Source organism: Sporosarcina sp. JAI121, from assembly GCF_013408665.1.
Classification (GTDB): Bacteria; Bacillota; Bacilli; order Bacillales_A; family Planococcaceae; genus Sporosarcina.
The window spans coordinates 945,785-959,691 of the sequence record NZ_JACCCL010000001.1 but is presented as its reverse complement, the minus strand read 5'-3'; the positions used below and the strand labels follow the sequence as shown (position 1 = coordinate 959,691).

General features: G+C 43.8%; 15 protein-coding genes. 7 read left to right on the top strand and 8 right to left on the bottom strand.

The annotated features are described in order from the left end of the window. Positions 1-49: 49 nt before the first annotated feature. Positions 50-1,276 (top strand): nucleotidyltransferase, encoded by a 1,227-nt coding sequence (locus HDC33_RS04485; protein WP_370457404.1) that lies wholly within the window; start codon positions 50-52, stop codon positions 1,274-1,276. 7 nt (positions 1,277-1,283) lie between these two features. On the opposite strand, the gene HDC33_RS04480 is transcribed toward HDC33_RS04485, so the two are convergent. Further along, complete coding sequence (locus tag HDC33_RS04480) at positions 1,284-2,330, bottom strand: SepM family pheromone-processing serine protease (protein WP_179391300.1); 1,047 nt, start codon at positions 2,328-2,330, stop codon at positions 1,284-1,286. 131 nt (positions 2,331-2,461) lie between these two features. Between HDC33_RS04480 and HDC33_RS04475 the strand changes: the two genes are divergently transcribed. Next, entirely contained in the window at positions 2,462-3,382 is a 921-nt protein-coding gene (locus tag HDC33_RS04475; protein WP_179391299.1) for a hypothetical protein, read from the top strand. A 48-nt stretch (positions 3,383-3,430) separates the two neighbouring features. Here HDC33_RS04475 and coaD read toward each other — a convergent pair whose 3' ends face one another. The 3 genes from coaD to HDC33_RS04460 are packed head-to-tail and all read right to left on the bottom strand — an operon-like array spanning position 3,431 to position 5,914. Continuing rightward, a complete protein-coding gene (gene coaD / locus HDC33_RS04470; RefSeq protein ID WP_179391298.1) occupies positions 3,431-3,916 on the bottom strand; it encodes a pantetheine-phosphate adenylyltransferase in 486 nt (161 codons plus the stop codon). Between the two features lie 10 nt (positions 3,917-3,926). After that, positions 3,927-4,475 carry a 16S rRNA (guanine(966)-N(2))-methyltransferase RsmD gene (rsmD, locus tag HDC33_RS04465; protein WP_179391297.1) on the bottom strand — a complete coding sequence of 183 codons (549 nt, stop codon included), beginning with the start codon at positions 4,473-4,475 and terminating at the stop codon, positions 3,927-3,929. Continuing rightward, a complete protein-coding gene (locus HDC33_RS04460) occupies positions 4,472-5,914 on the bottom strand; it encodes a hypothetical protein (protein WP_179391296.1) in 1,443 nt (480 codons plus the stop codon). The genes rsmD and HDC33_RS04460 overlap by 4 nt, the downstream gene beginning before the upstream one ends. Positions 5,915-6,012: 98 nt before the next feature. On the opposite strand from HDC33_RS04460, the gene HDC33_RS04455 reads away from it, so the two are divergent. Further along, positions 6,013-6,408: a DUF7147 family protein gene (locus HDC33_RS04455; protein ID WP_179391295.1), complete on the top strand. Its 396-nt coding sequence runs from the start codon at positions 6,013-6,015 to the stop codon at positions 6,406-6,408. A 3-nt stretch (positions 6,409-6,411) separates the two neighbouring features. Here the strand turns inward: HDC33_RS04455 and HDC33_RS04450 are convergent, their stop codons facing one another. Next, a complete protein-coding gene (locus tag HDC33_RS04450) occupies positions 6,412-6,684 on the bottom strand; it encodes a YlbG family protein (RefSeq protein WP_179391294.1) in 273 nt (90 codons plus the stop codon). A gap of 189 nt (positions 6,685-6,873) precedes the next feature. Between HDC33_RS04450 and HDC33_RS04445 the strand changes: the two genes are divergently transcribed. Beyond that, positions 6,874-7,785 (top strand): glycerophosphodiester phosphodiesterase family protein, encoded by a 912-nt coding sequence (locus HDC33_RS04445; RefSeq protein WP_179391293.1) that lies wholly within the window; start codon positions 6,874-6,876, stop codon positions 7,783-7,785. A 103-nt stretch (positions 7,786-7,888) separates the two neighbouring features. On the opposite strand, the gene HDC33_RS04440 is transcribed toward HDC33_RS04445, so the two are convergent. After that, a complete protein-coding gene (locus HDC33_RS04440) occupies positions 7,889-8,329 on the bottom strand; it encodes a YlbF/YmcA family competence regulator (protein ID WP_179391292.1) in 441 nt (146 codons plus the stop codon). A 57-nt stretch (positions 8,330-8,386) separates the two neighbouring features. After that, the gene (locus tag HDC33_RS04435) at positions 8,387-9,829 is read right to left on the bottom strand and encodes a UDP-N-acetylmuramoyl-L-alanyl-D-glutamate--2,6-diaminopimelate ligase (RefSeq protein ID WP_179391291.1); all 1,443 of its coding nucleotides are present in this window, start codon (positions 9,827-9,829) and stop codon (positions 8,387-8,389) included. A gap of 108 nt (positions 9,830-9,937) precedes the next feature. Between HDC33_RS04435 and HDC33_RS04430 the strand changes: the two genes are divergently transcribed. Further along, positions 9,938-10,669 carry an amino acid kinase family protein gene (locus HDC33_RS04430; protein WP_179391290.1) on the top strand — a complete coding sequence of 244 codons (732 nt, stop codon included), beginning with the start codon at positions 9,938-9,940 and terminating at the stop codon, positions 10,667-10,669. A gap of 13 nt (positions 10,670-10,682) precedes the next feature. Here the strand turns inward: HDC33_RS04430 and HDC33_RS04425 are convergent, their stop codons facing one another. Then, entirely contained in the window at positions 10,683-11,753 is a 1,071-nt protein-coding gene (locus HDC33_RS04425; protein ID WP_179391289.1) for a CAP domain-containing protein, read from the bottom strand. Positions 11,754-11,988: 235 nt separating this feature from the next. Here HDC33_RS04425 and HDC33_RS04420 point away from each other — a divergent pair, with 235 nt between their 5' ends. Then, positions 11,989-12,354, top strand: a complete 366-nt coding sequence (locus HDC33_RS04420; RefSeq protein ID WP_179391288.1) for a YugN family protein — start codon at positions 11,989-11,991, stop codon at positions 12,352-12,354. A gap of 144 nt (positions 12,355-12,498) precedes the next feature. Continuing rightward, positions 12,499-13,557, top strand: a complete 1,059-nt coding sequence (gene ytvI / locus HDC33_RS04415; RefSeq protein ID WP_255457302.1) for a sporulation integral membrane protein YtvI — start codon at positions 12,499-12,501, stop codon at positions 13,555-13,557. Positions 13,558-13,907 lie beyond the last annotated feature (350 nt).

Genomic DNA, 13,907 nt, shown 5'->3' with positions numbered 1-13,907 from the left:
CTTCATCAGCCGCATAGGTATAATTAATATTCATTATAGCAAAGGAGTGATGGATTTGAAAGCTTCAGGAATCATTGTCGAATATAACCCGTTTCACAACGGTCATCTTCACCATGCACAACAAGCTAAAAAAATGACTGAAGCAGATATTGTCATTGCCGTCATGAGTGGAAACTTCCTTCAACGGGGAGAACCCGCGTTTGTCGATAAATGGACTCGTGCATCCATGGCATTGCACAACGGCATAGACATAGTTGTGGAGCTTCCTTATGCTTTTGCGACCGCTAATGCTCCTACTTTCGCCCGCGGCGCCATACAGCTATTGGACGCCGTTCAGTGCAGCGCATTCTGTTTCGGCAGTGAAGATGGTGCCATTGAACCGTTCGAAAATAGTCTTCTTCTCCTTCAACAAGCCGGGGAAGAATATGAAGGTATGATTAAAGAAGCCGTCGGCCGAGGTCTCAGTTATCCAAAGGCGTTGAATGAAGCTTATCTTGCGGCTTCCGATGCCTCTGCAATCGAAGGACCGCTTGCCGATCTCTCAAAACCGAATAACATTTTAGGATTTCATTACTTGGAAGCGGCTGACGCAATCGGCTCCCGGATGAAAGCAGTTACTATTCCACGTATCGTCGCCCAGTATCATGATGATGCGGTTAAAGGGAACCGGATTGCCAGTGCAACCGGGATCAGAAAATCCTTTTTCGGGTCGGATACAATTAGCTCGGTTACGGATTTCATACCCGACACGACCCGCATTAGCCTCCTGGATTGGCAAGCGGAAAGTCAGTTATTCGGCAATTGGTCTTCTTTCTATCCCCAACTCCGATTCACGATTTTACGGGAAGGTCCTGAACGCCTTGCTATGATTGCGGACGTAACTGAAGGGATCGAGAACTTGTTATACCGTGCGGCAGCCAATAACAAGTCATTTGACGGCTTCATGACCGAAGTGAAATCCAAACGGTATACCTGGACCCGCATCCAGCGCATGCTGACTCATATATTCACCGGATTCACATACGAAATACGCAACAAGATGCCAACACCATCCTATTTACGCCTGCTCGGTATGACGTCTGCCGGAAGACTTTATCTTAATGAACATAAAAAAAGGCTGAAGCTTCCTTTAATTAGCAAAGCAGCAGCCTTTTCACATCCTTCATTGGATTTCGATATCCACGCAGCTGATATGTACGCGCTAGGAATCGATAATGAGGATTCCCGTTCAAGAATCGGCCTTGATTATGAGACTCATCCGATCATCATCTCGTGAAATTCATTTATTTTTCCTTCAATGCCGCCAGATAGTCAAGCGCATCATCCACCGATTTCACCGGTACGATTTTCATTTTCGTACCGATTTTTTCTGCCATTTCCACGGCCTCTTCATAATTTGTTACTATCCCAGGGTTCGCCGCCCGTACTTCGTCAGGCAAATCATCCGCTGGTGCAAAGAAAATTTCCACGTCTTGGCGGGATGCGGCTATCACTTTAAAATCCGCTCCCCCGATCCTTCCAACTGTTCCATCTTCCAACATTTCGCCCGTACCTGCGATTTTATATCCTTTTGTAAGGTCTTCGTCGAGCAGCTTATTCATAATCTCAAGTGTAAACATCAGTCCCGCAGACGGACCGCCGATATTCGATGTTTTGAAATCGACTTCCGGCTCAGTCACAAGCGTTCTATCCTCTTCAAACCGGACACCAAGCCCGGCCCGACCGTCACTGTCAGGCAACTCCTTCAATTCCACCGTGAAATCGAGCGTCTTGCCGTCCCTCTCCAAAGTGAGGTCCACTTCGTCACCCAATTTCTTATCGCCGATAAGCGTAAAGAATTGTCCCGATTCCTTCAATTTCACACCGTCGACTGCACGGATCCTATCTCCGAGTTCCAATATACCTTCGGATGCGCCTCCTTCGAGGACCATCATGACAAAGACTCCATCAAATTGGATGTCAACGGGAAGACCGACCTTTTCAAAAGCCACCGTAATTGCATTGAACTGGGAACTCGTCATCAGTTTTTTCTGACGGATATTATATTCTTTATCGTTCTCGCCTTCCCTTCTAACTTTCTCAGGAGGAAGAAGCTTTTTCTTATCCGAAAACTTCGATAGTACATAGGAAACCGGAGTCGCTTTTGCAACGGAAATCGTCATCAGGCTGAACGTGCCAATGTCATTTTCATCTCCGCCTTCAACTTCCACTAACGGATCCAAGTTATATGTACCACCCGGCGAAGAAATATAAGAGTCCAATGGATAAACGAGCAGAATAGCTGTTATAACCAGTATCACTCCTATCAAACTGAGTCGTTTCTTTTTCAAATCACGAACACCTCCGTTAATAGCCTGTACTTTCTTCACATATATATAAGTGTAGCACCAAAAAATGACTTACAAAAGAAATCCCGACAAAATGATAGCAATTTTGTCGGAAAGTGAAAGGAGCGGAGTGCGTGGTCAATGAAACACATGCACGCCTTTATAATATGATGATCCTTGCAATCATTTGGGGCCTTATCATTTTGTTCATCGTGCAGCCCGATATTGCTCATGACGGAGCTGAAGCGGGAGCCCAGTTATTTATCCATGCGCTTCTTCCATATTTGCTTCCCTATATCATTTTGACACAGTGGCTTTTGAAAATGCCGGACCGCCCGCAAAAAACACCGAAGTGGAGACGGTTCATGAAAGCATACGTACTTGGATCGTTCGGCGGATTCCCGGTCGGCGCAGTAACAGTAACCGAAATGTTGAAAAATGGTGAACTATCTCAGAGGCAAAGCGGATTGCTTGTTGCTGCATGTCATGCACCGGGTCCAATGTTCATCATCGGTTTCGTCGGGACGGAACTATTTGGAGACGTCAGTGCCGGATGGAAGCTGCTTATAGCCATCCACATCGCGAATATCATCTTTTTTCTTATCGCCCTTTTATTTCTGCATCAAGGAGATAACAAAGATAACTCTCTCTCTCAACTTCCAAAAAAAGAAAAAGGAATGCCGCTTCTTGACGCCATCAAAGAAAGTTCAACGATAATCATCCTTGTTGCAACGACAGTCATTTTCTTTTCATCACTTGGCACTATTCTTTCGACCGCCTTCACTTCCGTATTCACAGTGGAGATGGGGATTACAAAAACATTCGCCTTGGCCATTTTTGAAATGACGTCCGGAGTCCAGTCTGCAACTGATCATTTTTATGGTATGCCGATTTTCCCATACCTTATCGCCGCCATCATCTCCCTGAATGGACTAAGTATCCATATGCAAGTCTTTGTTATCGCAAAAACCCAAAATATCCCCATGACTCCATACTTAATGGGACGAATCTGGAGTGTCATTTTTGTTCCAATTATTTTCTATTTTTTATATTAACAAAAATGGTTATGACGAAATTTCGATTTCATCATAACCATAATAGTTTTAGTATGCTTCATATTTCTTTTTCAATGCCTCTTCAACTTGAAGCGGAACAAGTCCGGAAATGGAACCGCCATACTTTGCCACCTCTTTGACGATACTCGAACTGAGAAACGAGTACTGATTATTCGTCATGATGAAAAAGGTTTCAATGCTTTCGTCAAGATATCGGTTCATAGAGGTAATTTGCATTTCGTATTCAAAATCGGAAACAGCCCGCAATCCGCGAACAATTGCAGATGCCTTTATTTTTTTTGCATAATCGACAAGCAAACCGGAAGACGACTCCACTTTAACGTTCGGCAACGCGGCAGTTACTTCTGCAATCAATGCCATCCGTTCTTCAACGGTGAACAATGAATTCTTCGACGAATTATTCATAACCGCGACCCTTACTTCACCAAAAACCCTTGCCGCTCTCTTTATGATATCAAGGTGTCCGTTAGTTAGCGGATCAAAACTTCCCGGTACAACTGCAATTTTCGACATTATTGAAACCTCACTTCCCATAAATAGATACAGCACTATTTCCATACACTGCATTTTTTCTCTTGTGATATGCCCCAAACATTTCAGGTAATACTAACTTCTTTTCATGTTCACATACGATGATAGCGCTATCGGAAAGAAGGCAACTATCCGCAAAATCCTGCGCAAGATCGTAAAATTTCTTTTCTGCATAGGGAGGGTCGATAAAAAGCAGGTCCGCTTTCTTTCCTTTTGTTTGCAAGATTTTGACGGCGTTTCTCGCATCCGCACGCTGGATATGTAGTTCCTCCGAAAAGCGGCACTTTTCCGCATTCGTCTTAATGATAGCGCAGGCCTTCATATTTTTCTCGAATATATATGCCTCGTCCACTCCCCTCGACAAAGCCTCTAGGGAAAGAGAACCGCTGCCGCCGAACAATTCGACAGCGATTCCCCCGTCAAAATAAGGTCCGATCATATTGAATACGGATTCTTTCACTTTATCGGATGTCGGGCGCGTATCTGTGCCCTGTAAGGACTTCAAGGGAATTCCTTTTCTTGTCCCAGCAACGATTCTCAATTGTCTTTTTCCTCCTCCAGCAGTGTAGAAATTCTCCTGATTTCAATCGTATCCGCCGTTTTCTCGATACTGAGAAGAAATAAACGCTTAAACCAACTCTCCTCGAAATAAAAATCATTTTCCAGTATTTCGAATGGCATCGTCACGACATCGTATCTATGTTCATTGTAAACGTAAAAAAAATCGTTCAGCGGAAACCTGAATTTCCTGATTTTATTATTAATATATATCGATCGTTCATTTGAGGAAACTTTATAACCCGCCAATTTCAATACTTTTTTGGCAGGATAAAGTGTTTTTCCTTCTCTTAAAATAACTTGAATATCCGAGAAGTCTTTCCCTTCGAAAGATACTTTTCGCGGGTCTTCAATCAAGAATGGATGACCAACCGCATCACCTTGGTTATTTCGGGTGAAAAAGGTTGTCTTAAATCCTATCACTTCGCCAGCTAGTTCGTCCAAAACAGTTGCATTGATTTCCCGACTCGACAAGTCGCTTAATAGAGCTCGTAACTCGCCAAGTTCTTCCTTACTGATTGTTTCGGTAAGCATGTGATACATTTCACGCGATTTTTTCGAGCCCACCGGTTTTCCGCCAAGAATTGAGGCGATCACCTCGGCAGTCAGCTGTTCCTTGGGCTGAATACTATACCGTTCATACATAGCCATCGTCAGAAGCCGGTCAGACACCTCCACAACATCCGTATTATCCGAAACGATGAATCTGTCGGAATGGACAGGCGGATTTGAATTATCGATTACAACTGCCGAATGATTTGCATCTACCGCCTTAAGCGCTTTATCAACTTCTACCAGCCGCTTGGTGTCGCCGCCTTTTCCAAAAACAGTTAATCTATCCCCCGCATAAAAAAGAGGCAGGTTGTTTTTTTGCCAATACAGATCATTGACCTCACCTGAACCACGAAATAATGCATAATTTATATTCGTCATTTCTTTTTCACCGACCTGTTCTAGGCCATTCACCCATAATCCGCCGATACCAGTTTCATCCGTCATATGGAAGTAAGTGTACACTACAGAAGAGTCATAAAGTGAAGCAAAAGGGGCGTTAAATAGAGCGGTCTTTTTAACGGTCCCCGTTTTGGGTATGTCATACGAAATGGACTGGCGATCATTGTCCCCTTCGAGAAACGCCGTGGAATTTTCGTCCAATCGGTTACAGGTAGATGCGTCTGCTAGGTAACATGAACGGTTGATGCTCTTTTCCGGCCAGACAATTTCACGGCGCACATTGGATAACCCTCTAAAATGATGCCTAATATGAAGCGCGTCCGGACGGTTGATCACTTCAATGTCTTGAGAATAGGATTCAACATCCTTTCCTATGACATCTCCGCCCTCCGCCTGACTATATTGCGTATAAATTAAAAGACCATTGACAATCAGCAGAATGAGCAGTATCTTCCCGATAAAATTCAAAATATGACACCCCGCGGCATGATTTGATGAATGCGCCACCGCATTCGGAATGGTATGATGATTGTAGATTTACATATTCAGAAAGGTAGTGGTTATGTATGATATTAAATCAACGATTTATAGAACTCGGACAAGGTTATGGTGACGTTTACGAATTATGTGAACTAATTAGAACGAATAGCGCCCGCTTGGACAAGACATTTATCTTATCCTCAGAAACCCCGGCTGGTCATGCCCTATCGCTGGCAGCATCTTTCAACCCTGTGAATGACGGTCAGTTTATGCCCGTTTACATTTGCAGAGAAGGAATTATACAGCAAGGCGACGACAAATCGAAAAGAAGGTTACTATTTGAAGATGCGGCAGAAAAAGCCGGCAGCACACCTGTCTATGTCGAGTTGAAAAACTCTTCAGAATTTGCGGAACGGGAGTTGTTCTTTCAATACACAACCGGGATCTTGCGCATGAATAAACTACTCCCCCCGTTAAGATAATTTTTATAATCCTGTTTTATAGTCATATTCTTTCGCTCTATCAGGTTTAGCGTTTTCAAATTCCGTTTTCACTAACGGACGATACGAGGGCAAAACTTTTTTCACGGATGGAAGACGTTCAATTTTCCCCATGATCGTTTCGACATCATCCATATTGCAATATAGGACGACATACTTCATCGTTCGTGATATATAATGGACGTGGCCATACTTACGAAATGATTTCGCTTGTTTCAAATGGTGAAGATAGACAATGATTCCTTGACGATCGATCATAGATTTCCCCTCTTTTCCTAACCCATACAATACCATAGGTGCGAAAAGGGCTGCAACAATAGAAAGGCAAAAATCGCCCGCTAGACACTGAACATTGCTGACAACGTCAAACTTTTGCCCTATAATAAAAAAAACAATTGAAATCAGGATAATCATAAAAAATATTTAATTTTACAGGGAGGTTCCTGAATGGGTAGAAAAACAAACGTGGCCCTCACAGTAGGTGCCGCCGGTGTTGCTGCATGGGCTGCTTCGAAGGCTGTTGCAAAACCACTATCGCGCGAAGGCAAGAAAGCACTTGCTTTCGATAAACCTGTCGTTCTTGCTCATCGAGGTGGTATGGCCGAAGCACCGGAACACACATTGGCGGCATTTTCCAAGGCAGCTGACCTCGGAGTACATGGATTCGCGGTCGATATCCGGTTAACCAAGGATGAAGAAATCATTGTCTTCCACGATGAATTTGCAGATCGGACAACAGATTTCTCCGGAAGGATCGCCGACTATACGCTCAGTGAATTGAAAATGGCTGATGCAGGCTATCATTTTGAAGATGAGACCGGACAATACCCCTATCGTGGAAAAGAGGAAAAAGTTCTTACTCTCCGTGAACTAATCCAGTTGTTTCCACATATGTTAATCGTCTTAAATCTGAAGGATTCTCCGGATACCTATGAGGGAAGCTTGATGCCATCCAAACTTTGGCGGCTTCTGGAAGAACTCGGGGCTGAAGATTGCGTTGTTGTGACTAGTCCATATGACGAACAGACAGACAGATTCAACTTATATGCCCAAAACAGGGTAGCAACAGGTGCGGGCGATAATGAAGTGAAAAGAGCTTATGCCGCGTTCACGAGTATGTTCGGACATCTATATAGTCCGCGGGCCGACCTTTTCAGGATTCCGGAAAAAATTGGGTTGTTTCCACTAGGCACTGAAGGGTTCATTACTTTATTGTCGGAAACGAACGTTCCGGTTTATTTTGAAGACGTCAATGAGAAAACCTCTTTCATCAAACTTTTGCATGCGGGAGCGGCAGGCTTCATCACTGACCGTCCGACTCCTGCAATGGAGATTGTTTCGGAGAACATTGATAATTAGGAATAGAAAAAGGTTGCATGTACGCCGGGAATCCGACGTGCATGCAACCTTTTTCTTTTCGAAGACAAGTGATTCCCTATGATGTTTCCAAGCGTTGTTCGACTTACGCCGAGCAGGAACAACCTCCCCCGGTTCCACAGCTTCCTCCACAAGAAGAGTCAGAAAAGAATGCGCTGCCGGCCGGAACTTTCACTTCGTCTGAAACGGACTTTGCAATGATGGAGCCGATTTCGTCCAATATATATTGAACATCGTTCTCGGTCAATCGAAGCTCCGCAACCCGTTCGTTCATATCCAGCGCACGTTTTTGTACACGGATACTTTTCATTACTATATTATAATCCGGATGATATCTTCCGAATCGTTGGACTTCTTCATATCTTTCTTTCATGGACGTGAACTCTTGAATTTCCTTCACAAGTTCGGTGTCCGAATAGACATCATTGTAGGCTTTGCGGTAATCAGCCACCGCCTCCGAAGAAAGCAGCATTTCAGTCAGTTCTTCAGCATGTTCAATGATGGTGATCCATTCGTCTGTCATCATGTGAATGATCCCCTCCAATCCAAACATATCATACCAGAAAAAAGGGGTTAGATGCACTTATTCACTATTAATTCCCCTGATATCCAGAAAGGTTTTTTCAGAAAGGGCTTTCCCCGCTTCTTCAATATCCGAAAAAGGAATCAGACCATCCGCAGTGTGCTGCGTTTTCTCATGTCCTTTTCCCGCTATCAGGACGACGTCTCCCGGAGCCGCGCAGAAAACAGCTTTTCTAATTGCATATTTCCGGTCAAGCACCGCTTCGATAGCCGAACAATCCCCTCCAAAACCTTCCATGATGTCCCTTACAATCGCATCAGGATCTTCATTTCTCGGATTATCCGAAGTGACGATGACACTGGATGAATAAAGGACCGCGAGCTCTCCCATCTCGGCCCTTTTCCCTTTGTCTCGCTGACCGCCACATCCAAATACCGTAATCAGTTTCCCATAACACGAATTTGCCAATGTCCTCAAAACCGCTTCCAACGCATCAGGTGTATGTGCATAATCGACATATACCTGTATACCATCCCGCTCTAATCGTTGCAAGCGGCCTTCGGGAAGTTGCAGTACTCCACAGCGTGGCACAACCTCGTCAACCGTGTACCCGAGGATTAAAAGTGCACTGATTGCCGCTAATGCATTCAATCGATTATAATGCCCCGGAATCATGGGGTTCATCTGCAAGTACGGCACCTGTATATCCGCAGCTGGATCAGTCCCAAAATAAACAACCGGCACAGGTGCGCTTTTAGCCATTTCTACACATTCTCCGTCATCTTTGTTGACGATGGCCGTTTTCACCATCCCGAATAAACGCTTTTTCGCATTGACATAACAAGTCTTGCCGCCATGCTCTTCATAATGATCAGTCCCAATATTCAACAAGATGCCGATGTCGATTGCACAATGATCCAAGCGGTTCGTAGACAGTCCAAGCGAAGAAGCTTCAAGGACTATATGAGTGACTTTTTCATTTTCACATCTTTGTAATAACGAATGAAGATATTCCGCAGGCAAAGTTGTCATTTGCGGACCATCATAGTCAATTTTTACTCCGTCAATAAAAATACCTGTTGTACCGATGACAGCCGCCTTTTTTCCAAGTTCCTTCAATAACTGGCCGATGAAGTGAGTGACCGTAGTCTTTCCATTCGTTCCGGTCACTGCTATCACTTTCAACCGTTCTGCCGGATTGCCCGCCAACCGCGCACTCGCATGTGACAGAAAAACTCTACAATCCGGAACGATGATGACAACAACACCCGCTGGAATTCCGATTACATCTGTTCGATCAATAACGATAGCTGCAGCGCCTTGTTCAATCGCTTTTTTGATATATAACGCTCCGTCGTAGTGACCGCCCCGCCTCGCTACAAAAATGTAGCCGCTTTTCACCCGTGAAGAATTTTCAGTTATTCCCGTGACGACAGTTCTGAGTTCCCCACCACTGACTGTACAGGGCCAGTTTTTTATTAGTTCCGTTAAATACAGCACCACTCTCTCCTTCCCGAACATTTTTCTGCGAAAACGAATATATTGAGAGCGAACATACTTTATCGTATGAAAAGAACTCAATGAACGTCACGAAGAAAGTTGGGAGCCTTTATGATCATCCAGAAATTCGGTGGTGTTGCAGTGAAAGACCAGGCAATGAGATTGAATTGCATCAACCATATAAAAAATGGTTTAAAAGAGTTTGGGGACGTCGTCGTTGTCGTCTCCGCAATTGGGCGTTATGGTGACCCTTACTCGACGGACAGCCTCCTTCAGCTGACAGACGCTTTTTCCTCTTCGACTGCAGCAAGCGATCTTGCGGCGTCTTGCGGCGAACTCATAGCAGCAGCAGTGTTATCCGCCGAGTTAGAACGGGCAGGCATCGTAAACACTGTCCTCCATGGCGCTCAAGCCGGCATAATGACTGCAGGTGATTTTGGCGATGGAACAATTACACGCATCGATACTTCGTCAATAATAAAAAGCCTTGAAAGGACCCACTGTGTAATCATTCCGGGCTTTCAAGGTGTAGCGGAAAATGGTCAGGTCATGACACTCGGGAGAGGGGGCAGCGATCTGTCTGCTATCGCTCTCGCAGGTGCACTCCACGCCTCCCATGCCGAGTTTTTCAAAGATGTCCCCGGTGTAATGACCCACGATCCGCGCGAGGTCGAGAATCCACGCAAACATGACGTGCTGAAGTTGAAAGAATTTATTCCTTTGTTGGATTGCGATAGACCGATCATTCAGAAACGTGCAGCGCTCCATGCCCTAAAAACGGCGACACCCCTTTACATCAGAGGTATCGCCGGGACAGAGACGGGAACATGGGTAACACCTTAGACAGCAATGTCATTCATTGCTGTCTCTTTTCTTCTTCAGCTAAGCGCACTAGAACTTGTGTATAATACTTGCCATATGCCCCCGTGCCAAGATGTGTGACATCCTTTTCAAGCAATACTTCACGGTGGTCGGACGAATTAAGCCAGCCATGAACTGCTTCTATTGCATCTACGTAGTTAAAAGCGATATTTTCCCTTGCTTTGCGATGCTCGATTTCTTCTTCTTTCAACCTATCCGCAAGATTACCGGTCACAGGAGATTCATGGGAAAAATAATTTTCAAGCGCCATATCTTTACTATGTTTTCGTGCCACTTCTGAAAGGCCGTAATCGTTCAATACTTCATTTACTCCATGATTTTTTCGGTAAAGGTTTGTTAATTCACTAATTTGACGTTCCATAGCCCGATCTACTTCCATCTGTTTTGTTGAAGAGGGCCGTTCCGCGCTGACGATTTCACCCATGTACGACATATCGTATGGCTGATGAAGGACGAGCGTGAATGGATCAATGAAACGTATTGCCTCCAACTCCCCATCCACCTCATCAATGTAAAGCTGCGCAAAGACATTTTCATATTCAATCAGCAGTCGATTTTTCACATCTTCGCTGTTTAGTGTAAACGTATAAATGCTTTCCCCGATATGTACACCCACCTCCGATTCAACAATAGTAAACCGGTAGATGTCTTTTACGTCCTGCCCGATTTCAAAAGGCTCTACATTGGAAGATAATTCCGTCGTATAGACCTGATTCACTTTTCCATCCATCACTCCCGCCATTAGCTGTGGGTCACCATTGTAAATCCACCAATCATAGCCATAATCAGAAGGCTCGATGCGGTCGGGTTTCCCGATTTCATCAATTAATTCATCCAAGCTTTTCCCTACAAACAAAGAGATCCCCGACTCCGGTCTTGCCGCTTGGTTCATCGGCATTTCCTCCCCGTTTCCGGGTACAGGAATCGCTGTCCCATGTTTCACAGGAGATTCCAGTGGTTTATTTTCCTTAACTCGATCATCTATTATATAAAATAGCACAAGGACGATAACGAGCAGAAAGATTATTCTCCATATTACTTTCATGTATCTACCCGCCTCCTCAAGTAATTAATGTAGTCAATTAGTACATGCTAATCATTATTGATTGGGGTCCTTCCCCCATTATACTTCGTCAATCTGATAAAAATGTTGAGGTTTACATTATTTTTTAAATCCCGCGCCTCTTGACACAATGTTGTCATTGCAACTGTTGGTGTTTTGTTCTATTATAAATAGGTATAGGGAATTGGCTGGACGATTTATAAGGAGGATATAAACTATGTATATTGAAGATACAGGTATTGAAAACATTGTTGCCGACTTATCGATACTCGACGAAATCATGTTAAAACACGACCTTGTCCGTGCAGGTCAGTGGGACTATGAACGAGCTACATTTGATAAGAAATATACACTCAAAGAAGGTACATATTATTTGCGCGTATTCAGTTACACAACCGATGGTGATGTCGATACACGCAATGCGACCATGATTCTTAAAAAGCCTGTCGTGGGCAAACATTATTATCCACACGGCGTCGAGTACGGCGAAGGGGAACATTTCCCTGAAAGTCTTGTCAAAGACTGTGTCGCAACGCTGAAAGCAGTAAGCGCAGCACTTGAACCTTATAACCTGAAGAAATAATTTTATTTTGAAGACTGGAGGACTAACTGTTCTCCGGTCTTTTTTATTGTCAGCCTGAAAATCGACCAACTTCCTTCTCCTTTACTATTCAATCATCTAAATTTTGGTTATAATTGAAATAGCGAATACCCTGGAGGAATGATCTTGTCAAAATGGCTTACGAAACGTAATCTCATCATAACACTAAGTGTAATCTTCATCATCTTGATTCTTATTTTCATATTGCCGGTATCATTACCAATCATTTCAGCCCTTCTAACCGCTTTGATAATTGACCCCTTAGTTAGACTCACTGAAAATAAATTCAAATGGAATCGCAAGCTATCCGTCATCTCAGTGTTCATGTTTATCCTAGCATTTATTACATTCCTTCTCTATTTTACAGTCACTCGATTGATTGGTAAAATTATTGACTTCACTAAGGCAGCTCCCGACTATTTCAATTCGCTATCTGGTGTATGGATTGATGCGCAAAGTAAATTGTTTCAATATACCTCCGGAATGCCAGATGATGTTGTAAAAGCGATTCAAAAAGAATTCAAGAATGGGTTCGAAACGATAAGGGAATCGATTCTTAATTTACTCAGTTACGAAAAAATCATGGTACTTATGACAGATATCCCAAATTTCCTTGTCAGTTTTATCGTCTTCATCATTGCTTTGTTCCTCTTTATGCTTGAACTTCCTGAATTGAAAAGACTGTTATTCAGGCACTTAACAACGGCAACGGCGGAAAAAGTTCGGTTTATGATTACGCGTCTGAATTCCGTCATTTTCGGATTCTTGAAAGCACAACTGCTTGTCAGTCTTATCATTCTAGCAGTCACTTTCGTCGGTCTTCTGCTGATAATTCCGAAATACGCCGTCGTCATGTCGCTTGTTATTTGGATAATCGATGTCATCCCGATTCTTGGTTCAATCATCATTCTTGCACCTTGGTCACTGTATTTATTCATAAGCGGCGATGTTGCAACCGGGACACAATTGGCTATTTTAGCAGCTGTCCTGCTCGTCATAAGACGAACTGTCGAACCAAAGGTGATGGGGTCACAAATCGGGTTATCACCGCTCCCGACACTGATAGCAATGTTCATTGGATTGAAGCTTTTCGGCTTCCTCGGATTTTTTATCGGCCCATTAGCCGTCATATTGTTTACAACAGCCCGTGAAGCCGGATTTATCAAAATGAATTTCAGGATTTGAAAAGGCGCAAATAAAAAACACGCAGTCACTGTATATGATTGCGTGTTTTTTACATGTGAAAATCTATTTATATTGAACATATGAATAATGCCGACGTGGCTTGGGCTACCCGGTGTCCAGTTACTGACACCGAAGTGCGCCTGCTCTAGTTCTTCCCAGGGATATCGGAGGCTACTGAAAAAATCCACTATTATAGAGTGGAATAAGGATTACCTATAATACACGCTATGGCGCTGTTACTTCGTAGGTATGTTGGAGGCACTGGGAATGTTCATGTTCACTATTCTACGGAGCGGGATAAGGAGCTTCCGTTAATACACGCTTCGGCGCTCGGGGATGCCTCCCGCCCT